Here is a 24,730-nt window from a genome sequence, read left to right as displayed (position 1 = left end):
TTGTGAAACCAACTAGTCACGTTTTACCATCTCGATATAGGCTATTTGATAAGTTAGGGGCAACTTGTTGTGCACTGCTGATGCTGTGTTCTCAGTCCCGTCTATGCGGAATTTTTCGTAAGCTAAACACATTTTTTTCCACTTAGACTTGCCCATTAATGCAGTATTCTTTCTTCCAGAAACATAGTTCGCGCCAATTTTCTTTAAATCTGTGCATAGCTGCTTTACCGTGTCGCCGTATACTTGCTCAGTACTAAATGAAACGCTTACGTCTACATTAGGTAGCGCATTAATGAGATAGGTTAACTCATCGCGAGTAATAAAGTAATTAACGTGTTTATCGTTATCCACTTTCGACCAAGCATATTTCAGTTCATTTAACGACCCGTCAATTAGCGTTGATACGTGTGCACGCCCACCATGAGTTAGCACTCTCACGAGCTCGTTTAGTGCGTGCTGTGGGTTATTGGTCCATTGCAACATCAAATTAGAATAAACCAAGTCAATCGTGTTGGATTGAAGCGGTAATGACTCGGCATCGGTATTAAGCAAATGTTGTTTATTTATCTTATTATCTATATTGCGTAAAGCAGAGTATGTAATATCTGCCGAAAGCAATGTTTCGCAGTGCCGTTCAAGTGATACGGTATTGACCCCTTTCCCACACCCTAAATCCAATAATACGTTAGCTTTATGTTTGCTAGTGTTCGCTTTAAGTAATTGTGCTAATAACTTTTCTGCTGACACACGTTGTACTGTATTAGCTTGTTCGTATGTTGCAACGCCATGTTCAAAAGCACGCTCTACCTTACGTTTATTAAATGCAGACTCTTCTGCTTGTAATAATGAGGTACAAGATTCTGTTAACTTTGGTTTGGTTTGATTTAGCATAAAAATTTATCAGCTGCGTTATTTAAATGATGGCATAAGGTATAAATATCTTGTTCGGTATGATTCGCCGTTAAGGTAATACGCAATCGAGCACTTCCGTTTGGTACGGTAGGCGGCCTTATTGCATTAACCCATACGCCATTATTTCTCAAATATTCACTTATCTTTAGCGCTTTATCTGCCTCACCAATTATCACTGGTTGTATGGCTGTTGTTGAAGATGGATAAGCATCATTATGCTGAAAGTTCGACATGAGTGATTGAAACAATGAAATATGGCTGTGTAATTTATCTCGTCGCCATTGCTGTTGTTGTATTATCTGAATACTTGCAGCTGTAATATTGGCCATTAAAGGACTGATAGCAGTGCTATAAACATAATGCCGATTGAAATTGAGCAAATATTCAATTAGTGGTTTTTTAGCAACAATTGCCGCGCCACTTGTACCAATCGCCTTCCCAAATGTAACCATGCGGACATCTATATCTGAACTTGATAGGCCATGTGCATGTGCAGTGCCACTTCCTCTTTCGCCTAACACCCCAATTCCATGGGCATCATCTACCATAAAAAGTGTATCAATTTTGGATGTGTGTTTATTTTGGGTTACTAATTTGGCAATCTCAGATAAATTACCTTGATCGCCATCCATACTAAACACCCCTTCAGTGACAATCATCGCTCGTGATGTTGCTATTTCAGATGTTGGCAGTGCATTTAGCTTGGCGTTTAAATGTGTCATGTCATTATGTTTAAAGCGCAACATTTTTGCGTTAGCTTCAACACCGGCATCCATCAAGCTTGCATGGTTTAGCTTATCTTGAATTAGCACAGCATTAGCATCATTCATCAGTGTTTTTATTGTTCCCACATTGGCTGAAAACCCTGAACAGCACAATAAAGCCGCATACTCATCACTGTGATCAGGTACTAACCAGTCACACAATAAGCGCTCTAAATGATGATGTGATTGGTGGTACCCGGTTAATAAAGACGAGCCTGTGCTCCCAAAAGATTGCCCCCCGACGAATGAAGCCGTTAATTTCTTAAGTTCATCACTTGCAGCTAGCCCCAAGTAATCATTCGACGAAAAATTTAAATAGCCTTTACCCTCAAGGCATATTTCACGTCCAGATATATTTTCAGCAATGCTGCGGTTACGCAGTAATCCGTGTGCTTGCCGCTGTGCTAACGCATCAGTGATAAAACCATAACTCATAAATTAACGTCCTATTACTTACATTAACTGGCGTCGTAAAATAAGCTTTTATCACTTTCGGTTTCAATGGAGTCTAATAATGCAGCTTCTTGCGCTTCATCAGAAAACTCTTCACGCTTCTCTGGTGATATTCCTAACTTTGCGAATAATTTCATGTCTTCATTTTGCTCAGGATTTTCGGTGGTTAACAGTTTATCGCCATAGAAAATAGAATTAGCTCCAGCAAAAAAGCACATAGCCTGCATTTGCTCGTTCATGCGCGTTCTTCCAGCAGACAGTCGAACATGACTTTTAGGCATTACAATACGTGCAATGGCAATGGTTCTAACAAATTCAAACGGATCTAAGTCATCTACATTTGCTAACGGTGTGCCTTCTACTTTTACCAACATATTAATAGGCACACTTTCTGGGTGAACTGGCAAGTTGGCTAGTTGCCTAATCAAACCAATCCGATCTCGTTGTGACTCACCTAAACCAACAATACCACCAGCGCAAACTTTCATTCCTGCGTCACGAACATGTTGTAATGTGTCTAGCCTGTCTTGATAGGTGCGTGTTGTAATAATTTCCCCATAAAATTCAGGTGACGTGTCTAGGTTATGGTTATAGTAATCTAAGCCTACAGATTTAAGTTGTTCCGCTTGCTCGGCAGTTAATTTACCCAACGTCATACAACTTTCTAAGCCTAATGATTTAACCCCTTCAACCATGTCCATTATATAAGGCATATCACGGTCTTTGGGATTACTCCATGCCGCGCCCATACAAAAACGTGTTGCGCCTTGCTCTTTTGCAGCTTTAGCTTGCACAAGCACTTTTTCAACTTCCATTAAGCGTTCACGCTCTAGATCAGTATTATAATGCCCACTTTGCGGACAATATGAACAGTCTTCAGCACATGCACCGGTTTTAATTGAAAGCAACGTACTCACTTGCACTTCATTAGGATTAAAGCACGCACGATGAATTGTATGTGCCTTAAAAAGCAGATCGTTAAATGGCAGATCAAAAAGCGCTTTTATTTCTTGGTGTGTCCAATTGTGACGAATTTGCACATCATCTGTAAAAGAGTGAGCTTGTGTATTTTGAACTGTTTCAGAATGAATTGAAGCTGAGTTCATTTGTTTTATCCCTGTAGATATATTCGAGATTACTGATGGCATTTATCAGCACTTAATGAAGCGCTTCAATGGCAATGCTAAGGGTATGTAAACTCTATTGTTCTGTTTTAATTTTTGCGATAGTCTAGCCGCAACCTCTTTATTGTCAACGCCTACCAGTTACACTGGTTTACATTTGGATGTTATTTATACATGAAAACTAATCAGCAATTTGACCTCGAACATATTTGGCACCCTTATACATCTATGTTAAAGCCGCTTCCAACTTACCAAGTAAAACAGGCTAAAGGCGTATTTATCGAGTTAGAAACTGGCGAACAATTAATTGATGGCATGTCTAGCTGGTGGAGCATCATTCATGGCTATAATCACCCCGTGTTAAACCAAGCAATTCATGAACAAACCGCAAAGATGGCGCATGTAATGTTTGGTGGCTTAACACACCAACCCGCTATTGATTTATGTCGTAAGCTAGTTGAAATAGCACCAGATGGCTTAAACAAGGTATTTCTTGCAGATAGCGGTTCTGTTGCCGTTGAAGTTGCTTTAAAAATGGCGATTCAATATTGGCGCGGAAAAAATAAGCCTCAAAAAAATAAAATGGTTGCACTTAAGCATGGCTATCACGGCGACACATTTGGTGCGATGTCGGTCTGCGATCCTGAAAACAGCATGCATACTATTTACTCAGATATATTACCTAATCATTATTTTGTTGAGGCACCTAAAACCCAGTTTGATGAAAACCTGCCCTCTGACAACCTAGTTAATGATGTTGCTGCTATGACGCAATTATTACAACATCATCACGACGACATCGCAGCCGTTATTCTTGAGCCTATCGTACAAGGCGCAGGCGGCATGCGGATGTATCATCCAGCCTATTTAGCAAGCGTAAAACAATTATGTGAACAGTATGATGTATTATTAATTGCTGATGAAATTGCAACGGGCTTTGGCCGCACGGGGCAACTTTTTGGATGTCATCACGCACACATTACACCTGACATCATGTGCGTGGGTAAAGCATTAACCGGTGGATATTTATCATTAGCAGCCACGCTCTGTACAGACGAAGTGGCTATGGGCGTCTCTACAGGAGATGCCGGAGTGCTTATGCACGGCCCAACGTTTATGGGAAATCCACTTGCTTGCAGTGTCGCTAATGCATCATTAAACCTGCTTGAGTCAAGCAACTGGCAATCATCTGTGTCTCATATCGAACAGCAACTAAAACAATCTTTAATTCCCCTTGCCTCTTTAAAAAAGGTTCATGACGCGAGGGTGCTAGGCGCAATTGGTGTAATTGAGATGGAAGAAAGCGTAGATGTTGCTGATGTACAAAAACGTTTTATTCGCCATGGCGTTTGGGTGAGACCATTTGGCAAGCTTATTTATATTATGCCACCTTTTGTCATCTCTAATAGTGAATTAACAGTACTGATAAATGCCATGGTAACCGTTGTCACTGAATTGTCTGAAAGCTAATGCTGCTTTTTAATTTCTGTAATCGCATTTGTAAGATCTTCTAATCTAAAAGGTTTAGTAATTATTTGTTCGAACTTACTTAAATTAAGCTGTTTTATTTTAGAAACACTTAAATAACCAGTGCAAAGAATACATGGAATATCGCTCCTAATGTCTTTGCATTTTTCCACCAGTTGAGAACCTGTTAAATTCGGCATTGCGTAATCGGTAATGATTAAGTCAAAATGCTGAGGTCTACTCTCAAAATCTTTAAGTGCTTCATTACTATTAATATGGCTGACTACATCGCAGTCTAAATGTTGTAATAATAACGCGCCTGTCTGCAGTACAATATCCTCATCGTCCACAAGCAATATTGTTAATGACTTAAATAGTGCTTTATCTTTTGTGTCGTTATCCTCGTCGCGTTTTTCATCTTCTGCTATCGGCCAATATAAACTCACTTCAGTGCCTACGTTAACTTGGCTATTTACCTCAACTAAGCCGCCATGTTGCCCTACAATACCTGCGACAATTGCTAAACCTAAGCCTGTTCCTTTCTCATCGGTTCGATTTTTGGTGGTATAAAATGGATCAAATATTTTTTCTATAATGTCGCCAGCTATACCTACTCCTGTATCAATAACACTTAAGCACGCAAAATCGCCCACCACCTCTTCATTTATATCATTAATGTACGAATAGCTTCCTTTTCGCTCCAATGTTACCGTTAAGTGCCCAACATCTTCCATAGCCTGACACGCGTTAATAATTAAATTCATGAGTGCTTGTTGAAATTGTGATCGGTCAACACAAATATGCGGTACATTTGATTCTAGCTTTACGTCAATTTGAATAGTGCTGGGCAGTGTTACTTTAAATAACTTTAACGACTCATCAATAAGTTGAGCAGGCAACCAAGGCGTCATGAGCGCTTGAGATTTTCGTCCTACAAGTAACACTTGTGAAACCAAATCTTTTGCTCGCTTGGCCGCTGTCATTATCATATCAATGTGCTCTGCCTCTTCACTTTTAGGTGCGACTTTTGCGTATAAGATCTCCGACAATCCCAAAATAGGAACCAACAAATTGTTGAAATCATGCGCAATCCCACCAGCAAGTGTGCCCAACGCTTGAAGCTTCTGTGATTGACGCAGTTGCCGTTCACGTTCTTTAATTAATTTTGTTTGCTTTGCAACCTTTGATATAAGCGTGTCTTCCAGCTCTTTTTTTTGCGCAATTTCAGATTGAAGCAGTGTGTTCAATGCGTTTAATTCTAGTTCTCGCTGTTGCAGTTTTTGGTGTGTCATTGATAATGCTTGTAGCTTGTCATTCAATTTTAAAAACTGCGTTCTAACTTCTCGATTTTGGTCGAAATAAATAATTATCGATAAACTATTATCCATCCGTAATGCATAAAACTTTGCCGTCACTTCTTTATTATTTGAGATAAACCTTATTACGCGCGGCAATGGTCCACTTGTTTTCATACATTTTTTTATAAAATCAGAAATTACACCGTTTTCGTCATATATGACTTGATCAATTGTTACATCTTGAAGATTGGCACGAGGACGTTCAATAAATATTGCTGCTATGTCGTTCACGCACAGCACATCTCCAGATAGAGAAATTTGGATTGCACCAAGTGGTACAGTATTAAGCACTGGTAGCAGTGTCATTGAATATGGCTATTCCTTTATTAGATCTGTATTAAAATATTCTCTACCCGTACTTTGCTCGCTTTCATCAGTTTGGTTAAGATAAAGCACAACCCTACATTCTTTATCATTTTTCGCTATCGTTTTTTCGAGTGCGACTTTCCCATAACCTAAATTATCAGCAGCGATAGAGCCAAACACATTTGAAGTCATCATACACATTGAAGACCGCCCAACGACTTTATCACCAAAGGGGCACGCTCTATTACCGAATACTATTTTATCGTTATTATGCTCAATAATATAAAAGTCACCTTGAATGCGCTTTTTTAGATCAATACAGACCTCGGCGACTTGCGATGCATTGAGTGCTTTTATATTAAGTGCTTGTTTATACTCAGTGTTGATCCACTCACCTACGCGCTGGCCAACAATACTGATATAACCAGCCGCTTCTTCGTATCCAATAATATCTTCAAGCGTACCAGACAATTCTCTTACTAACGTCCTAAGGAATAAATCTCGCTCTAAAGGCAACTCAACACAATCAATCTTTAATTCGTCGGAAATGTGTATGCTCATAAATTATTCCCTGCAAACCATGCGCTACTCAAACAATTTGAATATTCAACATCTAGGTAATGTGTACCTAGTTTGGTATACAGCTATAGTAATCATAGCCTGTTTTAAGCAATTTGAGAGCTTTTGATAACGTGCGAGCTAAATTAGAATAAGTAAGATAAAACTGATTGAAGACGAACTGAGTTGGCGAAAATAATAATATCGCAACAAGAAATAAAATAATTTTTTAAGATAATTAATTTGGCGTAGGTAATATAAAGATTGGAGCGTGTAATGAGGTTCGAACTCATGACCTCAACCTTGGCAAGGTTGCGCTCTACCAGCTGAGCTATACACGCTTCATAAGTAGCATCTGGTTGTGCTACAAGCAGTTTACTCGTTAAGATGGTGCCCGGGGCCGGACTTGAACCGGCACGTCCTTACAGACGAGGGATTTTAAATCCCTTGTGTCTACCAATTCCACCACCCGGGCAACGAGTAATTTTTTATAGTAGAGATTGGCGCCCTACTTTTTGCAAACTTTAAATTGCTAATTCCATAATAATATGGAGGCGGCTCCCGGAGTCGAACCGAGGTAGACGGATTTGCAATCCGCTGCATGGCCACTCTGCCAAGCCGCCTAAATTTCCAATTTAAAATTGGAGCGTGTAATGAGGTTCGAACTCATGACCTCAACCTTGGCAAGGTTGCGCTCTACCAGCTGAGCTATACACGCTTTATTATGCTAGTTGGTAATCGTGTTACCCCCTGAACATGTGGACGCATTCTACAAGATTTTGATTTAGCGTCAACAATAAAATTCATGTTTTTGATTCGTTTGCACAAAAAATGAATTGTTTGCGGTTTATTTACACATTTACCCTTCTTGTTTTGTGTATGTTAGGTCACTCCAAGCTGCTTTTATATATATAACCATCGACCAAAGCGTTAAAACAAATGCAATGTACAACATCAAAAAGGCAAGATCGGTTAACCAGCCTAGTTCAATTCCCCAAATTACTAAATCGTTTGGTTGCCAAATTAAACCAATAAGCGCCAACATTTGCGCTGCGGTTTTATATTTACCCATTTCAGATACGGCTACACTCGCTCGTTTACCAAGTTCGGCCATCCATTCTCGTAATGCAGATATAACCACTTCTCGCGCTACCATTGTTAATACAGGTATGGTGATCCAAGCTGACTGAAAATCTTCTGCAATGATAAAGCACGCAGCAACAACCATCACTTTATCGGCAACAGGATCTAAGAATGCCCCAAAAGGCGTAGATTGTTCTAATTTCCGCGCTAGATAACCGTCAAGTGCATCCGTTATTGCAGCCAACCAGAAAACGAATGCAGCACCAAAATGCGCCCAAGAATATGGCAAATAGAAAATAATTAAAAATACAGGAATTAATAAAATACGAAAAAGGGTAAGAGTGTTAGGTATAGTCCACATAGATAACGACAAATTCAGTTATAAAGTTATTTGCAGATATAATCTCACGTTATACTAGCTTTTGTCATGCAGAGTATGAAAAATGTTTTCAGCTAGTTCTTTACTAATGCCAGGTACTTTTGCCAATTCGTCAATTGAGGCACTAGTAATCCCCTGTTGACCACCTAAATATTTCAATAATGCCTGTCTGCGTTTTGGCCCTACACCTTGAATGCTTTCAAGTGGCGAAGTAGCTTTAACTTTGGCACGTTTATTACGATGCCCTGTAATGGCAAACCGATGCGCTTCATCGCGGATATGTTGAATAAGGTGTAACGCTAAAGAATCGCTCGGTAAAGACACTTCCTTACTTCCACCATTAAAGATTAAGGTTTCTAAGCCCGGTTTACGTGATGTACCTTTAGCAACACCAATTAACATAGGAAACTTATTGTGTGACCACGACTCAAAATACTCTTCCGCCTGAGTTAATTGGCCCTTGCCACCATCTATAAAGATTACGTCAGGTATTTTGGTTTCATCTTTCACCTTATCGTAACGCTTTGCCAAAGCGAATCGCATGGCTGCATAATCATCTCCGGGAGTGATCCCTTCAACATTATAACGGCGATACTCTTGCTTAAAAGGTCCTTGGTCATTAAACACCACGCAAGACGCAATCGTCTGCTGACCTGAAGTATGACTAATATCAAAACATTCCATTCTAGAAATGGTGTTATCTAAATTTAAGTACTCATTTAATTCTTTATAGCGTTGAGCAACCGCTCCCTTTTCAACCAACTTAGTCTTAACCGCAATTGAGGCATTTTTATTTGCTAATGAAAGATAACGTAACTTCTCGCCACGGCTGATGGTTTTAAGTTTTACTTTTCGCTGTGCAATTTCTGATAATGCCCCCTGAAGCCCTGCCTGCTCATCAATTGCAAAAGGCAAGGTAATTTCTTTAGGCATTGCCTGACCACCGTAACCGTTCATATAAAATTGCAGAATAAATGCGGTAAGCACTTCTTCTGTATCAGACGACTTTGGTATTTTAGGAAAGTAGTTCTTACTACCAAGTACTTTGTGATCTCGAATAAATAATACATGGATTGCTGCAACACCATTTTCATAATGAAAACCAATTACATCAAGCTCAGGTACATCACCACTTACGTATTGCTGTTCTTGCACTTTTCTTAGTACAGAAATTTGATCTCGATAACTTGCGGCTTGTTCAAAAGCTAACTCGCTACTCGCCTTCTCCATTTTCTTAACTAGCGCAGCGATTACAGTTTTATTCTTACCATTTAAAAATAATTTAGCTAAATTAACTTGCTCTTGATAATCATCAACCGAAATTTTATCAACGCAGGGGCCTGAGCATCTCTTTAGTTGATATTGCAAACAAGGCCGCGTTCTAGATTTGTAAAAATTATCTTCACATTGGCGAATTGGGAAAATTTTCTGCATAAGTCGCAAACTTTCCCACACTGCCCCAGAACTTGGATAAGGACCAAAATAGTCCCCTTTTACCTTTCTAGCACCGCGATGAAGGCCTATTTTAGGGTGCTTGTGATCAGTAATTAAAATAAATGGGTAAGATTTGTCGTCTCTTAACAAGACATTATATTTAGGCAGGTATTTTTTAATTAAATTATTTTCGAGTATTAACGCTTCGCTTTCAGTATGCGTAACCGTTATTTCAATATTTGCGATATGGGAAACTAATGTACGTGTTTTGGCATTGGTAATAGTGCCGCGAAAATAACTGCTTAAACGTTTTTTTAAATTCTTCGCTTTACCTACATAAATAACCTCTTCAGCCGTGTTATACATTCGATAAACGCCCGGCTGTTCGGTTAATTTACTTAAGAAATGGTTGGCATCAAATTTCGAGGTCATTAATTTATGTAGTTACACTGTCGTAAACTGATTCAAAGCGTTAAAGGTTATCCATATCTAGTAATCCATGACGAATTGCTAAATGGGTTAACTCAACGTCTCCATTTACCCCAAGTTTCTGAAACATACGATATCGGTAACTATTAACGGTTTTCGAGCTTAAATTTAATTGCTCAGCAATGTCTTGCACTTTTTGCCCTTTCGTAATCATTAACATGATTTGAAGTTCGCGTTCGGAAAGGTTTTTAATAGGGTTGGGATCACTCTTGCGGTTAAACTGGCTTAACGCAATTTGTTGGGCTATTTCAGGCGCAATGTATCGCTGACCACTATTAACAGCACGAATGGCGTTTACCATTTCGTCTGAGCCTGCACTTTTAGTCAGATAGCCGTGCGCACCAATTTCCATCACTTTACTTGGAAAGGGATCTTCGCAATGCACAGTTAGCACTATTACTTTAATATCTGGGTTAAATCTAAGTATTTTTTTCGTTGCTTCTAACCCACCAATCCCCGGCATATTCATATCCATAAGCACTACATTGGGATGGTTACTGCGGCAATACTGCACGGCCTCTTCGCCTGTTTTGGCTTCGCCAACAACTTTTAGACCACGTACATCGTTAAGTATCCTTTTAACTCCTGTACGCACTAGTTCATGATCATCTACTAGAAATACGTTTATCAAGGTTTTGTCTCTCGGTAGAACTACAATAAGATATATCAGACAGTTATGAATGACTCAAGCTATCATACCCACCTTTAATGTAAAGCAAAAGTTTAGTGATACAAAAGAGGTGGTAAGTATATTACAAGGAAGTTAAAACGCAAAAAGCCGCATATAAATGCGGCTTTTCTAAATTAGTGGCGGTGAGGCAGGGATTTGAACCCTGGGTACGCTATTAACGTACGCCGGTTTTCAAGACCGGTGCTTTCAACCACTCAGCCACCTCACCGCGATGGAGCGCATAATACGTAGTTCGTATTATCTTGTAAAGGGCTAAATTTATAATTTTGAATCGTTCGGTTTATTTTTAAACATTGTGATTATTTTTTATAAAAAACAACGTGATTACGCTGATATTTTAAACAAAATATTTTGACCAACATCATAAAACCGCTAATTAAAGCATCAGGAGTAACAAGGATAATTACTCTGCGATAACGTAAAAGTTTAGGTGATGCAAAAAATCTAAACACCTTTATATATAAACGGATTACATAAACGTTTTGTATTTACTGTTTGAATAGCGGTTTAGATGTATTTAAGTAAAATGTGTTTAGGTAAAACGAATTAAAGTAACAAGAAGAAACTGTAACAAGTAGATACTGTAACAAGAGTGTATTTTTTAGGAAATTAAATTAGAGAGTATAAATCTTGAAGAGAGATGGCGGTGAGGCAGGGATTTGAACCCTGGGTACGCTATTAACGTACGCCGGTTTTCAAGACCGGTGCTTTCAACCACTCAGCCACCTCACCGCAATATGCCTTGATGTAATCTATTGATACTACTTGGGAGCAATGTGCATCCCTTCAAAGCGGGCGCTATACTAACTACTTCATTTATAAATGTGAAGTGATTTTTTATCTTTTTTTAAAATTTCTTGTTTTATTACGAATTAACCTTGAAATTCGGAGTCAAAACCCAAAGAATGTATCCAGAATTGTTTTTAATCTTTGCTAGGTATAAATAGGAGCACACCATGCAAAATCAAACTGTATATAGTACGGGCACGCAAGCCTCAGTACTACAAACAAATAAGGTGTTGAGAAACACTTATATGCTACTTTCAATGACATTAGCATTTAGCGCAGTAACTGCTGGTGCAGCAATGTTCTTTGAAATTAGCCGTATGGCAGCACTTGTTCTATCTCTAGTCGGCTTTGGCCTTTTATTTGTAGTAAACAAAAAAGCTGACTCGTCAGCTGGTATCTTCTGGGTATTTGCGTTTACTGGAGTATTAGGTGCTGCATTAGGTCCAATGTTAAATCACTATGCTGGTATGCCTAATGGCGCTTCACTTATTATGCAAGCACTAGGTTCTACTGCAATTGTATTTTTTGCATTATCTGGTTATGCACTTACAACTAAAAAAGACTTCTCATTCATGGGTGGCTTTTTAATGGTAGGCTTGATCATGGTAGTGTTAGCTTCTTTAGCTAACCTTTTCTTCCAAGTACCTGCTGCATCATTAGCAATCAGTGCTGCTATTGTTATGCTAATGTCTGGTTTAATTCTTTTTGATACTAGCCGTATTGTAAATGGTGGCGAAACAAACTATATCCGCGCAACTGTTTCACTATACTTAAACCTTTATAATATGTTCACTTCTATTCTTCACCTACTTGGTGCATTTGGTAGTGACGACTAATATCGTTAGAATCTAAATTAGATTATAATTAGGCTCCTTATTGGAGCCTTTTTTATATTTAGAGGATATAGTTTGGCATCTTTTATTATTACATTACATGCATCGGCGTTTGCCCATGACGCTAACAGAGCCGCACTTTCCTTTTGCAACGCTGTTGTGAAACAAGGCCATAAATTAAACGCTGTATTTTTCTATCAAGACGCAGTAAATATTGCACATATTGATCTAGACATCCCAAGTGATGAATTTAATGCTCAAACAGCATTTCAACAACTTCAAGCAACGCATAGTACTCCCCTACTCCTATGTGTAACAGCTGCTGAAAAAAGAGGTATTAAAAATCATTCTGTGACAAAGCCATACACTATTGCAGGGCTTGCTGAGTTTGCAATGTTAGCAGCCACCACCGACAAAGTTATTCAATTTAAATAGGCACTAACGTTATGAAAAAAGTCTGCATTCTTTGTCATCAGTCGCCACTTAACAGCCCGTCAGGTAGAGAAGCCTTGGATATGGCACTGATTTTTGCTGCTGTCGAGCAGGAAGTCACTCTAATTATGCTTGGAAGTGCTGTTTTATCTATGAAAATTAATCAACAGCCTGAAAGCATTGGCCATAAAGACTACTTATCTACATTTAAAGCCTTAGCGTTATATGATGTTGAAAACATCATTGTGTGTAAGCAATCTTTATCTCTTTTCAATTTAACTGAAACTAATTTATTGCCAAACGCTAAAGTCCTTGATAACGAAGCAATACAAAAGTTATTAAGCGAGCAACACCATACTTTTAGCTTTTAAACTTGATGAATAAAAAGTCCTATACCTGCTTCTATAAAGAATAAATATTGATGAACAAATTAATTTTAATTAACCATGTACTAAACGATGTTAGCGTTTTAGCACCCATTATCGCCAAAGGTGACGCTGTATTATTTCTACAGGATGGCGTTTATAACATTGAGGGCCAACAACTACAGCACTTAGTTAAGCAAGTTTCTTTTTCAAAGGCTTATGCGCTAGAAGCTGATCTTACCGCAAGACATGTAACTACAGAAAATGAGTTTAATAGCGATTGTAAGCCCCTAAAGGTACAATCCATTAATTACAATGAATTTGTCGACTTAACTCTCGCTTATCAAACGGTGATAACACTTTAATGATTAATTTTGAAAACAAAGAATACGAAACAGATAAACATGGTTATTTATTAAATTTAGCTGACTGGTCCAAGCCACTTGCCGAGCACATCGCTGAACTTGAAGGGATTAAGATGACCAACAACCACTGGGAAGTGGTAATGTTCGTAAGAGAGTTTTATAAAGAATATAAAACTAGCCCCGCCATACGCATGCTAGTAAAAGCAATGGCGAAGCAATTAGGTGAAGATAAAGGAAATAGTAAATACTTATATAAATTATTTCCAAAAGGCCCTGCCAAACAAGCGACAAGAATTGCAGGCTTACCTAAACCAGCAAAATGTATTTAAAGCTCTCGTGTAACTCAGTAATCGAGTGTTTTGTTTCAGTGCGCTACGGCGCACGTTTAAATTTCCTTGCAGATATCATCCTACCTGAAATTAATCAGTCTCAATACCCCCTATTATCTCAACGTTCTCTTTCTGATTATTAAAACCGTATCGATGCGAACACTTTTATTTTCAGAGCTGACGCTATACTCCCTTCCCAGCAAGTGATTAAATGCGCTAGTAATATTGCGCTATCTTAATACTTGCTCTAGGACACTTCGTAATAGACCTTCATCTTCATAGAGATCCCGATAATCAGCTAAAGGTAGATTACCTTCGTTATATTGTTTTTCGAAGAACGTTTGTAACCGCCATGCGTCAGGCTCGATTTTGTTAAAGTCAAAATCAATTCCTCCGACATCAGCTGTTCGATAGATATCCACACCGATACCATGTGTGCGATACATCCAGTTAGTGCCAGGTATTAACTTTACACCACGGTATTGTGGTTGAAGAATATCTTCTAGCTGGAAAGATTGAACCAGTAGTTCTTCGGCCCACTTTCTTTGAGCGTACCAAAGAGGAATAATCTTTTTTATTTTCTCTAAATTTTCCATATATTCCTAAGTAATATAAACATAATCACTCCCACACGTTGTTAGCCTGCGATTTTCTTCGGTTAGCTTCACTCAAAGCCTGAACCATAATCAGCCTGTCAAATAACTAAACAGCAGAGGCCATCATAAATAACCTTAGCATGCCTTTTATTGTGCTTGACCAGTATAATTAGACTGTTTTATACATGACGATGGTGTCTGCTATACAAAGTAACCCTTTATTAAAAGAAACTTATCAGCGATTAGTGGCATCAGCGAAACTTAAGAAAGTAGCAATAATTCCCTGTATTAGAAAAATAATGGTGATATTAAATTCAACGCCAAAAGATGATGCTATGTGGAAAGCGCCAAAAGCTCTAAATTAGCTATTGATGCCCTAATCTCATGTTAGGCATTACCTTGCACGAACTGTATGTTTTATATTGTTTTCATCTACAAATTCATACAGAATCCAGCCAAGCTTAACCGTACGTGGCTCTGACTTAATTGTTACGCAGTTTGAATAGTTAGCTACAACTTTATAAGTAAAGTCACCCGACTTTTCATCTGGAGGATGAACATAGATAAACGCTTCTGCACCGTTTGGGACTAAAGCACCATAATAGTCAATTTGTTCACCGCTAACCGATATTGATTGGTATTTAGTCTCAATTATATACTGAGGATTTCGGCATTCAGATTTGTCCAAAATTCTAACAACATAACTTGTCGGACTGAATATATTAGAAAGCCAAATAACCGGAAAAGCGACTGCCATTCCCAATAAAAAAACTATCAAATTTCTCATAACTATTCGGTATTCCTAACTATTCAATAACATACTAGCCATGCAAGGCATACTGGTGAAGCGGCCTTAGATGTATGCGTCCCAACGAACAAAATGGGCGAGTTCATTGAGTTATCAGACACGTGGCGAAACAACCCACATTACACTTGTATTTTTGGGAAAGAATTCGATTCCTAAGCCCTTGGCACCAAAATCAGTGTAGCTTGTTCCATATACTAACCCTGTAATATCAAAATTAAATTTATCTTCCATTACAATTAAGTTCCTAACATTTAAATATGAAGCGCAGATACATATACTAAAATGACGAAGCCGCGGATGTGTTGGCACTAGAATAAGCGTGAACGAATAGTCTAACTTGAGTTTTAGGGAGCATACTGCACCAAAGTATGATTTTCATTTTGTAACCCTTCACAAATAATACTTGAAATTACCGACCAGTCACCGCCAGCTAAGCCAGCACCAATCATAGGGTAGCCAATTTTAAGACCACCAAACTCCTGCTTTATTTGCTTAAAAACACTTCTTATTGCTCCATAGTCAGCTTTATTTCCATTACCCCGCCAATGGTACTGAGTATAAGCATTTACGATTGTTAGCTGATGGTCTCCAACCGTGACTGTTGACGATGAAAAGGTGCCTAGTTTTTCTTTTGACCCTTTAATGGTCTTTGAGTCTGCCTCGAAAGCGGAGGGATATTGTGATTTAATTTGTTTAGCTATTCCTGCTCCCATAGTACAGATGCAATTACAGCCATGAACAATCACATCGAATTGTCCTTTTTTAGCTAATTTAAGCAGGTCACCTTTGACTGTTCTCAAAATATTTTATTCTCCACTTACAGTTTACTTAAAGGGTAATTACTTGCCGACCGACTCTCACCCAAAGAATGAGCGACAGTCCAGCTTCGTACGTTTACTTTTGATGTGCTTGGTAAATTTAAATTACCCAATACCTAACGATAGAGCTAATTAAAACAATAATCAAAATTGCCAGAATTGAATAAAAAGGCATTTTATAAACTCTCGAAGTCCTAGCATCATCTGCGACAGTAAAAATGTTTACTATTTTAGACTTAATACTAACCGTCTTATTTTTAAAAGAGTTTCCTTTGACTACCTTGTGTACTTTCCACTCTACAAACTTACCACCATAGCATTTTGTATCTTCGACCAGCTCTTCTTTAATTTTTAATATCTCGCTTTCTTCATAACTTACAAGTTTGGTAATTCTCAAATGAAAAGTGCCATTATCTAATTGCATTATCGAAGGTTCATACTGAGATAAGCGTTCATAATGCTTCTTAAATCCAGCTCGAAGAGAAGGTAAAGACTGAAATTCAAATACAAACATAATCGATTGCTTCGAACCTTTTTTAAACTTCAATATGACGTCCTTCCAACAAATTTTGAAATACATGCCCCACTTTAGGATTCCCCACTATGATGCTGGTAACGCTAGGCTAAGATGTATATCAAAAGTTGAACTGAGCCTAGCTTAGCACCTTAATTAATTTGCAAGGTTTGTACGTAGCAAAAAATCATTTTTGGCTACCAGTTGGCACTGTATTTTTTGTTGGCTTCAGAAGCTTCAACTTCTGACGGTGCTTTATCGTATCCATACTTTGCCATATCAGAAAAATGTTGAGTTACTACATTGTCTAAACCGGATCTTTCAATCTGCAACACATGCACCAACTCATGAGCTAGTTTTGGTCTATTTAACACAAAGTCTTTTCGCGAATAAATTGAGTAACCGCAAACTTGTGCATTATTAATTATTCCTTCACCAACAAGCCCGACAGCTTCACCAATAAATTTTAATGCAACATTTTTATGTGGGTAAGGAACTTCATCAACATAAATACTTCTTACTTTTTCTGGGTGCTCAATCCCGATTTCAGCCGCTAGTAATAGCTCTTTTTCATCTAATGGCGTACCGATTCCCTGCCCTTTCCTACCCGTCTCATATGTCCAGTCTATAAACTGAGACAAATTTAACCATTTTCATTTTTTAAATTCCTTTATAGCTCTGTTAATTACAAAAGCTATCAAATCAACGACGAAGGATCGCAAGCCAAGCGTTATGCGCCTTTTTGAGTAACTGATTAGCAGTTTTATTTACCGAAGCATCACCTTTTTAAATAAATTTTTTAAAGTCTTCATTTCAACAAACTGATATGGGCCAGAAATAATAGGCAAGCATAAATTTACAATGTGAAACAAATTAACGCCTGAAAATAGTACTGCTTGATTTGGATCTTTTGGATTAACCCAAGCAAAAATTTGTTTTTTATTCTTTAATCGCCTAAGTATGATTTTATGCAATGAGCTGAATGAGTTACTTGAGTAGTTAAAGGCAAACCGTTTAGATGTAAAATTTTCGCTTTCGTAACTATAAGAATACCAAATATCGACATCATAAACCTTAACACCTTTCGCAGCTCGTGACGCTTCAATTTTCGTGTGAATCAGAGACGCTGGAACTTTATTCCAAGTACAAGTAAAAAGACTACTAAGAATACCAACCAAATTAAATATGATTGAACGAAGCAACAAATAACTTAAAAGGTACTTAACAAATACTTCCATAAACTCAAATCTAAAAATGCTATTGACTTCTAAATAAAGGGAGCTGTCCGTAGGGTGAAATAGCAAGGCGATCTTTCGTGTTTGCATCCTTACCTGCACAGTAGACAACTTGATTTTTTGTTAGTTTTCGTAATCGCTACTCATTGCCTTATAAATTATTAACGACATAACGACTGCAAATAAGTTGATAATAATACTTATATCGTTGGCAGACCATCTAATATTAAACTAAACCCTAGCGTTATAGAGAACGCATAATTAGAGGTTTCAACCCCTAATATTTGCACAATGTATAACCAAAATACAAGTTTAATAAATCTGAAACTACCCTTGTGGACAGGGCAAGATCATTATAAATTGAACTAAATGATAGTTTCATGATCAGAGCGGGAAATAATAACTTGTGCTTTGGTTGGCGAATCAGCAACCATCCTTTCTATTTTGGGTTGCCACTGTTCTGTATCAGAACAACCAAACATTAAAATAAGTGCGACTATGTAGATAACTTTTTTGATAACAAGACTCCGATGATAATTGGTTAATATAACGCTGCATTAAGTGGTGAGAAACAGTTTGCTATAATGTGAAACGAAGTGGAACCGAGCAAACTGTTACGAGCCCGACTTTAATGCCTCTTGTTAGGCATTTTTTATACGGTTAGCACTGACACCATTCATTTAACTCTGCACCTGATAGCAAAATTACATTATTGGGGCTAACTAAGACAATGCTAAACCAAGGCTGACCTGAAAAGTGTCCCTTAAGTTTTTTTAGATTAGTCTTATAGATAACGGTCCAAAACGTATCCACAGTTGGCTCCAATACAAGACACATTTTTTTAACAATTTCAGGAGCATATCTACGGGTCTTCTTTTCAATAGAGCTCGCTATCAAATTAAGAGCTTCCTCAGTTTCATAAGTTTTCCAAACAACATCGTTATTACTTGCAGATCTTGCATATTCTGAATCTAATATTCTTGTTACTTGGATATCTCTTGTTCCAAAGCAACTGGAGCACGAAAATACTAAGTCAGCTCCCGTTTCATTATCTCCTGAAGTCACCTCTATCTTTTTGTCTAAATTAAAATGTTTATTAAGCCTTTCACTAACAACTCCAAGGTTTTCCTCATTAACGGAAAACCTCCCTTTACGAATAGTCTTAATTCCACCATTTTGAGCGAAGCTGACAATACTTTGCCCATCAAATTTAGGCTGTTGCATATCATAAAGTTCACACTCAATATTCGTACAATAACTAATACCGTCGGTTTCTCCTCCATCTTCAGATCTAAAAAACGGCATCTCATTATCACAACTATTACAAATTTGTTTTTTCATATGTAACACCGCTTATTTGGAAATACGCCCTATGCCTAACGCCCACAATAATGGGCAAATAATACTTGGCTAAAATAGTGAACGGAGTGAACAAAAGCCAAGCTGTTATTTGTCCACTTTAATTAGCTTGATACTTATTGAACCTTCTCCCCGAAGTTTAGCGAACAGCTAAACTTCAAGGCGACCAAACCAAAAGGAGAAAGCTCAATGAAATTCTATACTACTTTCAACAAATATTATTGTGGAATTGACCTTCATGCACGCATTTTATACGTTTGCATTCTTGATGAGCGTGGCAGTAAGCTTGTTCATCAGAAAATAAAAGTCGATAAACATGAATTACTTAAACTGATTTTACCTTATCTTGAAGATATTGTTGTTGGTGTTGAATGCATGCATTGCTGGTATTGGGTCAGTGATTTATGTGCCGAGCATAATATCGATTTTGTACTTGGTCATGCGCTGTACATGAAAGCCATTCACGGTGGTAAAGCCAAAAACGATAAGATTGATTCTTATAAAATTGCTAGCCTATTGCGTGGAGGCAACTTTCCACTGGCTTACAATTATCCTGCTCAAATGCGCTCAACTCGTGATTTACTTCGTAGAAGAACACGGCTTGTTCAACATGGTGCGCAACTTAAAGCGCATATTGTTAATACAAACAGCCAATACAACTATCCGCCTCTTGAACTGCATATGAAAAACAAATGTGTTCGCCAAGAGTTTCAAACGCGTTTTGACGACCAAGCTGTTCAACGCAATGTCAATTTTGATTTAGCCATCCTCGATGCCTACGCCGAGGAACTTAAAAAGCTTGAATACTATTTAGAGAGTAAAGCTAAAAAGCATCAACCAAACTATTACGCACAGCTACGTACTATACCTGGCATTGGTCTCATTCTAGCGATGACTATCTTGTATGAAATTGGTGACATTAATCGATTTGAGTCTGTACAAAAGTTTTCGTCTTATTGTCGGCTTGTAAAGTGTAAAGCGGAATCTGCTGGCAAAACTTATGGCACTAGCGGCAACAAGATTGGCAATGGTCACTTAAAATGGGCGTTCAGTGAAGCCGCAGTGCTTTATTTACGTGGAAACGACAAAGCAAGGCGTTATTTAAACAAGCTACAAAAACGTATGAGTAAAGCCAAAGCATTATCTGTGCTTGCTCATAAGCTTGGTCGTTGTGTTTATTTCATGTTGAAAAACAAAACGGTATTTGATGATGATCGATTTTTAAAAAGTTAAGTCGCACAATGGGATGAGCTCTATACCTAACTAGATAGCCATGAACAACCATGTACTATTTGTGTTTAAGTCAGCAAAAGTTGAACGTTACAGGTAAGTATTGTCGAAGTAATAAGCTATTTGGCCTTGATTAGACACCCCATTGGTGCGCATTAATTTAAGCAATGCATTAAATCGTTTACACCTTAGCTGAGCCTTTAACTAACTGGACGAAAGAGCCATCCCCTTGAGTAGTGCCAGACTAAGGTTAACCGATAAATGTCTAGTGCCCCTAAACGACAGCTGTATCGACTGATTTAGGCAGCGATGAGCTCGCAATAAGAGAGCCTCAATATGTGTTTGCCGTAAACGATTTTAACGGCTACCCGACATAGCGAAGTTGAATAGATTTAAAACATTGCTAAAACAAATTAGCTGCTTAAAAGCAGCTAAAAAGAATCGTTATGCTTACTTGACCCGAGAAGGTTCATATGTGTTAGCCGGATATTTCTTCTACCTGCACTAAGACACCACTATGATCATTAACATCATAAGAAATACCTGCGCCTATATTAAAGTCTTTAACATATGACTCTAAATCTTCAGATTGAGACTCAAATAAGATAAACCTAAATGATTTTTTTATATCAGCTTTTTGGTCGAGTGTTTTAACATTTATATGAAACTGATAGTCTCCTGGTTTCCATATAAACTTATTTTTGAACATTTGGGTAAATGGTTCAACAAATTGGTCTGTAACTTTTACGTTGGTTTTATCACCATCTTTTAATGGTTCTCTTAATCTTATTATTTCCTCTCTCAAAGCTTTCTCAGAAGCTTTAAATGACTTCTCTTCTTCTCTGTCAAAATAATTCAACAAGTTAACCCTATTTGACCACTCATCATTTGGAGAAAGTGAGAAATTTGTAAATAAAACGCTTTGATTGTTCAATGCATCAGGTAGGTAATTTTGTGCAATTAATGTATCTAAAAATTTACCATCTCTTTCTATATCAATACTAATTTCTTTAATTCTAGTATTACGGCCACCAATGTTTCTTAAAATGAGATGTGTTTGAATATTAGGGTTTCCAACTTTGTGTGTTATATGAACTCTTGAATACAGTTCAAGATCCAACTTGGCTTTTTTAAACCAAAGTCTAATCGGTGGGAGTTGAGACAAAATCAATGCAACAAAAGCAACTAAGAACGACCAAAATTTCCAATCCATTTAAAACTCCTTACTCACTTTGAAATACTCCGAACCCGAGATACGGCTAACGCCTAAATGACCTGCCCCGCCAGGGGTCAGGTTGATTTATTTGTTATGTTGACAGCCACTTATACATTACCAAAGCATCAACAAACCCTTTACTTGGATGCGAGAAAGCATTTGGCAATCGGCCCACTGTTTCAAAACCAAGTTTATTCCAAAGCCTTACTGCACCTTCATTAGTAGAAGCTACAAAGTTGAATTGCATAGCTTTGTAACCAAGTTCTAGTGCTTGAATCTGCGAGTGCTCGCACATTTTTGTTGCTATACCTTTAGCTCTAGCTTTCGAAGACACCATATAGCCACAATTACAAACATGCTGACCAGGGCCAGATTGATTAGTTTTTATGTAATAGGTGCCCATAATCCCATCTTCGTCTTCAAAGACGAACGTCTTACGTGGATAGTCTATCCATAAGCCTTTAGCTTCATCTTTAGATATGTCCGTTGGATAAGCATATGTTTCTCCGGCACGTGCAATCTCCTCGAATATAGGCCATATCCTATCGAAGTCATTCTCTGTTGCTTCTCTTATTTTCATATTCCCACCTTACGAAACATAACGCCCGCATAAAATGCGGATAATGCTTGGCTATAATTCGCGAAGAATGAGCGTCAGCCAAGCGTTTGACGTCATTTTTGATGCGCTTGTTAGGCTTTCTTTTCACCTAAGTAGGCCAACATTTCCCTCTCTATTTCTTCCGGATTCCCGTAAACACAATCATATGCAAGATCTAGCGAGTCCCAAAATGAAACAAAGCCTGAATAGCCCTCCAACGATGTTTCATATGCTGACCAAAAAAATAACCGTCGGGCTACTGTTGAATAGTTCGCAACGCCATTTTTTAAAGCTTCATAGCATAAGTCAAAAAAGAGTTTCATTGCTTTTTCTTCGTCATAGCCCGCTGACAAAATCTTTAATTGAAGAAGAGCTTCGCTTTCTTTTTGGGCGGCAGATAATTCTATGATTTCGATACACGGTTCATCTTCTTCAACAATCGCAGTATCCGCCCACTTAACAATGTCTTCTAAACTAACTACACCAGAAGGTAAAGCTTGGAGAAATGCGTATGCAACATTACATCGAACCATCGTGAAAGCCTAACGCCTTACTAATGGGCGCATAAATGCTTGGCTACAATTAGCGACGAAGGAGCGCAAGCCAAGCGTTTTGCGTCCTTTTGAGTAACTTGTTAGCTGCCGCTTAATTAATCAAACTTAGGTCGAAGATCTTCAATAAATTTTGCATCAATCCAATACATGTCATGGTGTCTATTAAAAAATAGATATTTACCATCAGGAGTTATATACCCAACGGCCTCCCATGATTCTGAATTGACCTTATCTCCCAAGTTGATGGCCTTTCCCCATGATCCATCTTTTTGTCTAAAACTGATATAGAGGTCAGATTCGCCAAACCCTTCTTCTCTTTCAGCATCCCAAATTAGATAAGTTTCATCCGGTGATATAAATGGATGTGCACTATATTTACCAGCATTGATCATGGGAGGCATTTTTCGAGGTGGTTGCCGTTTGCCATTTTCAAAAGTAGATATACGTATTACATCACCATTTTTATAATCATCTAAAACATAAGTTCCATTTTCAGAGGCAGAAAGCCGCATTATGCCCCAATCTTCTCTATCAAACATTGGCCCAAGACTCTTTATATCAGACCAACCTATCTCGGTTCGCTCCATGTAGTGCTTCCCTAAATGCATCGTATTACCATCAGGAGAGAGGATCGGCCTACCAACTCGTGGGCCGACTGTAGATTCGCGCCATTGATTATTTTCATTTTTATAAACAATCAATGTCCACTCTTCTGTTTCATTATCCATCCTTGTGAAATAGAACTCTTGCATATCTGGCGAAAAAAAGCCGCTAAAATCTCGATGTTCTGTCGAAACAATACCAGGTGCAAAAATTTCAGCATTTTCCCCCGGAGGCTGCTGCCCTAAATAAGCCCCTTTAATAACTAAGCTATCATTTTGGCTAAAACCTTTGTTACCCAAAACGGATAAAGAAAGCAAACTAATTAAAATCCATATTTTTTTCACAGCTATTCCTTAAAGTAAAAGTATTCATAAAATGCATCCGACTACAACTCGAAGCTCAGACAGGCAGCTAACGCCCCTATTAAACGGCCCAGACTTGCTGGCTATACTTTGCGAAGAATGAGCTAAGCCAGCGAGTTTGGGTCCGGTTGAATGGTTTGTTATATTGCTTCACTTAATACAACCACCTTGTTGCTACTATTTGATGATAAAAAGCTGTTTAAACATATTAGTTGACCGTACTCGTCCATGTCGTTTTCACGATTCGTTTTATTTAGCCAAGTCGAGTAAAAATCATCAAAACTTCCATCCGCAATGGGAGTTGGGTACTCATTTAAAATAAAACTTGAATCTACATCATCGATTTGAGGTAACGAGTCATTTGAAACTGACGAGTTAAAACAATTAAGCAATATCATTAACTCCTGTTCCGACTTCAAACATATCGTTTCTTGATGCTCAATTCGCGACTCTAGGTCATTTAGTAATGTAAGATCTAAATCATCCAAGAGCACAAAAGAAAAATGCTTCATTACTCCATTCCTCTAAGCAATATAACAATTTATTGGATCCCATTTTGGGGTGTTTAAACACCCCAAAGTGGTAAATAATATTCATGTGCGTTTTTACCACGGCTACAGGCTATATTCAATAACGCTTTCCGGCCTGTCTGTTTTTTGTACGTTTAAAAAAGACATTTTGTCTTATATCTGCTGTTATTTGACAT

The 24,730-nt window shown here is 38.1% G+C and carries 28 protein-coding genes, 6 tRNA genes and 1 pseudogene; 8 read left to right on the top strand and 27 right to left on the bottom strand.

The window, feature by feature from the left end:
• Positions 1-12: 12 nt before the first annotated feature.
• From HUU81_RS07570 to bioB, 3 genes are read right to left on the bottom strand one after another with little or no spacing between them, the layout of a single operon-like run.
• Positions 13-891, bottom strand: coding sequence for a methyltransferase domain-containing protein (locus tag HUU81_RS07570; protein WP_199611615.1), 879 nt, complete (start codon positions 889-891; stop codon positions 13-15).
• A complete protein-coding gene (locus HUU81_RS07565; RefSeq protein WP_199611614.1) occupies positions 885-2,111 on the bottom strand; it encodes an aminotransferase class I/II-fold pyridoxal phosphate-dependent enzyme in 1,227 nt (408 codons plus the stop codon). The genes HUU81_RS07570 and HUU81_RS07565 overlap by 7 nt, the downstream gene beginning before the upstream one ends.
• A gap of 23 nt (positions 2,112-2,134) precedes the next feature.
• Complete coding sequence (gene bioB, locus HUU81_RS07560) at positions 2,135-3,235, bottom strand: biotin synthase BioB (protein WP_199611613.1); 1,101 nt, start codon at positions 3,233-3,235, stop codon at positions 2,135-2,137.
• Positions 3,236-3,427: 192 nt separating this feature from the next.
• Between bioB and bioA the strand changes: the two genes are divergently transcribed.
• On the top strand, positions 3,428-4,723 hold the full coding sequence (gene bioA, locus HUU81_RS07555; RefSeq protein WP_199611612.1) for an adenosylmethionine--8-amino-7-oxononanoate transaminase: 1,296 nt from the start codon (positions 3,428-3,430) through the stop codon (positions 4,721-4,723).
• Here the strand turns inward: bioA and HUU81_RS07550 are convergent.
• The 11 genes from HUU81_RS07550 to HUU81_RS07500 all read right to left on the bottom strand — a co-directional run bounded on the left by HUU81_RS07550 (position 4,720) and on the right by HUU81_RS07500 (position 11,750).
• A complete protein-coding gene (locus tag HUU81_RS07550; RefSeq protein ID WP_199611611.1) occupies positions 4,720-6,384 on the bottom strand; it encodes a hybrid sensor histidine kinase/response regulator in 1,665 nt (554 codons plus the stop codon). The genes bioA and HUU81_RS07550 overlap by 4 nt on opposite strands.
• A 9-nt stretch (positions 6,385-6,393) precedes the next feature.
• Positions 6,394-6,945, bottom strand: a complete 552-nt coding sequence (locus HUU81_RS07545; protein ID WP_199611610.1) for a methanogen output domain 1-containing protein — start codon at positions 6,943-6,945, stop codon at positions 6,394-6,396.
• A gap of 262 nt (positions 6,946-7,207) precedes the next feature.
• Positions 7,208-7,283 (bottom strand) — tRNA-Gly (locus HUU81_RS07540).
• Between the two features lie 47 nt (positions 7,284-7,330).
• A tRNA-Leu gene (locus HUU81_RS07535) sits at positions 7,331-7,417 on the bottom strand.
• Between the two features lie 74 nt (positions 7,418-7,491).
• Positions 7,492-7,565 (bottom strand) — tRNA-Cys (locus HUU81_RS07530).
• 19 nt (positions 7,566-7,584) lie between these two features.
• A tRNA-Gly gene (locus tag HUU81_RS07525) sits at positions 7,585-7,660 on the bottom strand.
• 141 nt (positions 7,661-7,801) lie between these two features.
• Complete coding sequence (gene pgsA / locus HUU81_RS07520; RefSeq protein ID WP_199611609.1) at positions 7,802-8,386, bottom strand: CDP-diacylglycerol--glycerol-3-phosphate 3-phosphatidyltransferase; 585 nt, start codon at positions 8,384-8,386, stop codon at positions 7,802-7,804.
• 54 nt (positions 8,387-8,440) lie between these two features.
• Entirely contained in the window at positions 8,441-10,270 is a 1,830-nt protein-coding gene (gene uvrC, locus HUU81_RS07515; protein WP_199611608.1) for an excinuclease ABC subunit UvrC, read from the bottom strand.
• Between the two features lie 40 nt (positions 10,271-10,310).
• Positions 10,311-10,958 carry a UvrY/SirA/GacA family response regulator transcription factor gene (gene uvrY / locus HUU81_RS07510; RefSeq protein ID WP_199611607.1) on the bottom strand — a complete coding sequence of 216 codons (648 nt, stop codon included), beginning with the start codon at positions 10,956-10,958 and terminating at the stop codon, positions 10,311-10,313.
• A gap of 177 nt (positions 10,959-11,135) precedes the next feature.
• A tRNA-Ser gene (locus HUU81_RS07505) sits at positions 11,136-11,226 on the bottom strand.
• Positions 11,227-11,659: 433 nt separating this feature from the next.
• A tRNA-Ser gene (locus HUU81_RS07500) sits at positions 11,660-11,750 on the bottom strand.
• Between the two features lie 224 nt (positions 11,751-11,974).
• Here HUU81_RS07500 and HUU81_RS07495 point away from each other — a divergent pair.
• The 5 genes from HUU81_RS07495 to HUU81_RS07475 all read left to right on the top strand — a co-directional run bounded on the left by HUU81_RS07495 (position 11,975) and on the right by HUU81_RS07475 (position 14,131).
• Positions 11,975-12,643 carry a Bax inhibitor-1/YccA family protein gene (locus tag HUU81_RS07495; RefSeq protein ID WP_199611606.1) on the top strand — a complete coding sequence of 223 codons (669 nt, stop codon included), beginning with the start codon at positions 11,975-11,977 and terminating at the stop codon, positions 12,641-12,643.
• 72 nt (positions 12,644-12,715) lie between these two features.
• Positions 12,716-13,075, top strand: a complete 360-nt coding sequence (tusD, locus tag HUU81_RS07490) for a sulfurtransferase complex subunit TusD (protein WP_199611605.1) — start codon at positions 12,716-12,718, stop codon at positions 13,073-13,075.
• An 11-nt stretch (positions 13,076-13,086) separates the two neighbouring features.
• Complete coding sequence (gene tusC, locus HUU81_RS07485) at positions 13,087-13,443, top strand: sulfurtransferase complex subunit TusC (protein WP_199611604.1); 357 nt, start codon at positions 13,087-13,089, stop codon at positions 13,441-13,443.
• 50 nt (positions 13,444-13,493) lie between these two features.
• Positions 13,494-13,802: a sulfurtransferase complex subunit TusB gene (tusB, locus tag HUU81_RS07480; protein ID WP_199611603.1), complete on the top strand. Its 309-nt coding sequence runs from the start codon at positions 13,494-13,496 to the stop codon at positions 13,800-13,802.
• Entirely contained in the window at positions 13,802-14,131 is a 330-nt protein-coding gene (locus tag HUU81_RS07475) for a TusE/DsrC/DsvC family sulfur relay protein (RefSeq protein ID WP_199611602.1), read from the top strand. The genes tusB and HUU81_RS07475 overlap by 1 nt, the downstream gene beginning before the upstream one ends.
• 230 nt (positions 14,132-14,361) lie before the next feature.
• On the opposite strand, the gene HUU81_RS07470 is transcribed toward HUU81_RS07475, so the two are convergent.
• The gene (locus HUU81_RS07470) at positions 14,362-14,727 is read right to left on the bottom strand and encodes a DUF6896 domain-containing protein (RefSeq protein ID WP_199611601.1); all 366 of its coding nucleotides are present in this window, start codon (positions 14,725-14,727) and stop codon (positions 14,362-14,364) included.
• 173 nt (positions 14,728-14,900) lie between these two features.
• Between HUU81_RS07470 and HUU81_RS07465 the strand changes: the two are divergent.
• Positions 14,901-15,092 (top strand): annotated as a pseudogene (locus HUU81_RS07465) (IS110 family transposase); the annotation flags it as partial.
• A 29-nt stretch (positions 15,093-15,121) separates the two neighbouring features.
• On the opposite strand, the gene HUU81_RS07460 reads toward HUU81_RS07465, so the two are convergent.
• The 7 genes from HUU81_RS07460 to HUU81_RS07430 all read right to left on the bottom strand — a co-directional run bounded on the left by HUU81_RS07460 (position 15,122) and on the right by HUU81_RS07430 (position 19,443).
• Complete coding sequence (locus tag HUU81_RS07460; RefSeq protein WP_199611600.1) at positions 15,122-15,514, bottom strand: hypothetical protein; 393 nt, start codon at positions 15,512-15,514, stop codon at positions 15,122-15,124.
• A 114-nt stretch (positions 15,515-15,628) separates the two neighbouring features.
• The gene (locus HUU81_RS07455; protein ID WP_199611599.1) at positions 15,629-15,766 is read right to left on the bottom strand and encodes a hypothetical protein; all 138 of its coding nucleotides are present in this window, start codon (positions 15,764-15,766) and stop codon (positions 15,629-15,631) included.
• A gap of 113 nt (positions 15,767-15,879) precedes the next feature.
• A complete protein-coding gene (locus HUU81_RS07450; RefSeq protein WP_199611598.1) occupies positions 15,880-16,335 on the bottom strand; it encodes a macro domain-containing protein in 456 nt (151 codons plus the stop codon).
• Positions 16,336-16,453: 118 nt separating this feature from the next.
• Complete coding sequence (locus HUU81_RS07445) at positions 16,454-16,867, bottom strand: hypothetical protein (RefSeq protein WP_199611597.1); 414 nt, start codon at positions 16,865-16,867, stop codon at positions 16,454-16,456.
• 197 nt (positions 16,868-17,064) lie between these two features.
• On the bottom strand, positions 17,065-17,508 hold the full coding sequence (locus HUU81_RS07440; protein ID WP_233520593.1) for a hypothetical protein: 444 nt from the start codon (positions 17,506-17,508) through the stop codon (positions 17,065-17,067).
• Positions 17,509-17,634: 126 nt separating this feature from the next.
• Positions 17,635-18,192, bottom strand: coding sequence for a DUF3592 domain-containing protein (locus tag HUU81_RS07435; RefSeq protein WP_199611596.1), 558 nt, complete (start codon positions 18,190-18,192; stop codon positions 17,635-17,637).
• 570 nt (positions 18,193-18,762) lie between these two features.
• Positions 18,763-19,443, bottom strand: a complete 681-nt coding sequence (locus HUU81_RS07430) for a hypothetical protein (RefSeq protein ID WP_199611595.1) — start codon at positions 19,441-19,443, stop codon at positions 18,763-18,765.
• Between the two features lie 207 nt (positions 19,444-19,650).
• Here HUU81_RS07430 and HUU81_RS07425 point away from each other — a divergent pair, with 207 nt between their 5' ends.
• Positions 19,651-20,694, top strand: coding sequence for an IS110 family RNA-guided transposase (locus tag HUU81_RS07425; protein WP_199611594.1), 1,044 nt, complete (start codon positions 19,651-19,653; stop codon positions 20,692-20,694).
• Between the two features lie 475 nt (positions 20,695-21,169).
• Here the strand turns inward: HUU81_RS07425 and HUU81_RS07420 are convergent, their stop codons facing one another.
• From HUU81_RS07420 to HUU81_RS07400, 5 genes are all read right to left on the bottom strand, one after another.
• Positions 21,170-21,904 carry a hypothetical protein gene (locus tag HUU81_RS07420; protein WP_199611593.1) on the bottom strand — a complete coding sequence of 245 codons (735 nt, stop codon included), beginning with the start codon at positions 21,902-21,904 and terminating at the stop codon, positions 21,170-21,172.
• A gap of 94 nt (positions 21,905-21,998) precedes the next feature.
• A complete protein-coding gene (locus HUU81_RS07415; RefSeq protein WP_199611592.1) occupies positions 21,999-22,487 on the bottom strand; it encodes a GNAT family N-acetyltransferase in 489 nt (162 codons plus the stop codon).
• A gap of 110 nt (positions 22,488-22,597) precedes the next feature.
• On the bottom strand, positions 22,598-23,038 hold the full coding sequence (locus HUU81_RS07410) for a hypothetical protein (RefSeq protein WP_199611591.1): 441 nt from the start codon (positions 23,036-23,038) through the stop codon (positions 22,598-22,600).
• A 116-nt stretch (positions 23,039-23,154) separates the two neighbouring features.
• Complete coding sequence (locus tag HUU81_RS07405) at positions 23,155-24,006, bottom strand: TolB-like translocation protein (RefSeq protein WP_199611590.1); 852 nt, start codon at positions 24,004-24,006, stop codon at positions 23,155-23,157.
• 158 nt (positions 24,007-24,164) lie between these two features.
• Entirely contained in the window at positions 24,165-24,536 is a 372-nt protein-coding gene (locus HUU81_RS07400) for a hypothetical protein (protein ID WP_199611589.1), read from the bottom strand.
• Positions 24,537-24,730: the final 194 nt, after the last annotated feature.

This window comes from Flocculibacter collagenilyticus (assembly GCF_016469335.1).
GTDB lineage: Bacteria > Pseudomonadota > Gammaproteobacteria > Enterobacterales > Alteromonadaceae > Flocculibacter > Flocculibacter collagenilyticus.
The sequence above is the reverse complement of the archived record's forward strand: the minus strand, read 5'-3'. Positions and strand labels throughout refer to the sequence as shown.

What these genes read in the sequence shown, in the direction of transcription:
- pgsA (WP_199611609.1), bottom strand. Translation starts at nt 8,386, where the DNA reads ATGTGGACTATACCTAACACTCTTACCCTTTTTCGTATTTTATTAATT.
- HUU81_RS07415 (WP_199611592.1), bottom strand. Translation starts at nt 22,487, where the DNA reads ATGAAAATAAGAGAAGCAACAGAGAATGACTTCGATAGGATATGGCCT.
- HUU81_RS07545 (WP_199611610.1), bottom strand. Translation starts at nt 6,945, where the DNA reads ATGAGCATACACATTTCCGACGAATTAAAGATTGATTGTGTTGAGTTG.
- HUU81_RS07430 (WP_199611595.1), bottom strand. Translation starts at nt 19,443, where the DNA reads ATGAAAAAACAAATTTGTAATAGTTGTGATAATGAGATGCCGTTTTTT.
- tusC (WP_199611604.1), top strand. Translation starts at nt 13,087, where the DNA reads ATGAAAAAAGTCTGCATTCTTTGTCATCAGTCGCCACTTAACAGCCCG.
- HUU81_RS07410 (WP_199611591.1), bottom strand. Translation starts at nt 23,038, where the DNA reads ATGGTTCGATGTAATGTTGCATACGCATTTCTCCAAGCTTTACCTTCT.
- HUU81_RS07565 (WP_199611614.1), bottom strand. Translation starts at nt 2,111, where the DNA reads ATGAGTTATGGTTTTATCACTGATGCGTTAGCACAGCGGCAAGCACAC.
- bioA (WP_199611612.1), top strand. Translation starts at nt 3,428, where the DNA reads ATGAAAACTAATCAGCAATTTGACCTCGAACATATTTGGCACCCTTAT.
- HUU81_RS07400 (WP_199611589.1), bottom strand. Translation starts at nt 24,536, where the DNA reads ATGAAGCATTTTTCTTTTGTGCTCTTGGATGATTTAGATCTTACATTA.
- HUU81_RS07445 (WP_199611597.1), bottom strand. Translation starts at nt 16,867, where the DNA reads ATGTTTGTATTTGAATTTCAGTCTTTACCTTCTCTTCGAGCTGGATTT.
- HUU81_RS07455 (WP_199611599.1), bottom strand. Translation starts at nt 15,766, where the DNA reads ATGGAAGATAAATTTAATTTTGATATTACAGGGTTAGTATATGGAACA.
- HUU81_RS07470 (WP_199611601.1), bottom strand. Translation starts at nt 14,727, where the DNA reads ATGGAAAATTTAGAGAAAATAAAAAAGATTATTCCTCTTTGGTACGCT.
- HUU81_RS07460 (WP_199611600.1), bottom strand. Translation starts at nt 15,514, where the DNA reads ATGAGAAATTTGATAGTTTTTTTATTGGGAATGGCAGTCGCTTTTCCG.
- bioB (WP_199611613.1), bottom strand. Translation starts at nt 3,235, where the DNA reads ATGAACTCAGCTTCAATTCATTCTGAAACAGTTCAAAATACACAAGCT.
- HUU81_RS07435 (WP_199611596.1), bottom strand. Translation starts at nt 18,192, where the DNA reads ATGCAAACACGAAAGATCGCCTTGCTATTTCACCCTACGGACAGCTCC.
- HUU81_RS07570 (WP_199611615.1), bottom strand. Translation starts at nt 891, where the DNA reads ATGCTAAATCAAACCAAACCAAAGTTAACAGAATCTTGTACCTCATTA.
- tusB (WP_199611603.1), top strand. Translation starts at nt 13,494, where the DNA reads ATGAACAAATTAATTTTAATTAACCATGTACTAAACGATGTTAGCGTT.
- HUU81_RS07420 (WP_199611593.1), bottom strand. Translation starts at nt 21,904, where the DNA reads ATGGATTGGAAATTTTGGTCGTTCTTAGTTGCTTTTGTTGCATTGATT.
- HUU81_RS07425 (WP_199611594.1), top strand. Translation starts at nt 19,651, where the DNA reads ATGAAATTCTATACTACTTTCAACAAATATTATTGTGGAATTGACCTT.
- HUU81_RS07550 (WP_199611611.1), bottom strand. Translation starts at nt 6,384, where the DNA reads ATGACACTGCTACCAGTGCTTAATACTGTACCACTTGGTGCAATCCAA.
- HUU81_RS07475 (WP_199611602.1), top strand. Translation starts at nt 13,802, where the DNA reads ATGATTAATTTTGAAAACAAAGAATACGAAACAGATAAACATGGTTAT.
- HUU81_RS07495 (WP_199611606.1), top strand. Translation starts at nt 11,975, where the DNA reads ATGCAAAATCAAACTGTATATAGTACGGGCACGCAAGCCTCAGTACTA.
- uvrC (WP_199611608.1), bottom strand. Translation starts at nt 10,270, where the DNA reads ATGACCTCGAAATTTGATGCCAACCATTTCTTAAGTAAATTAACCGAA.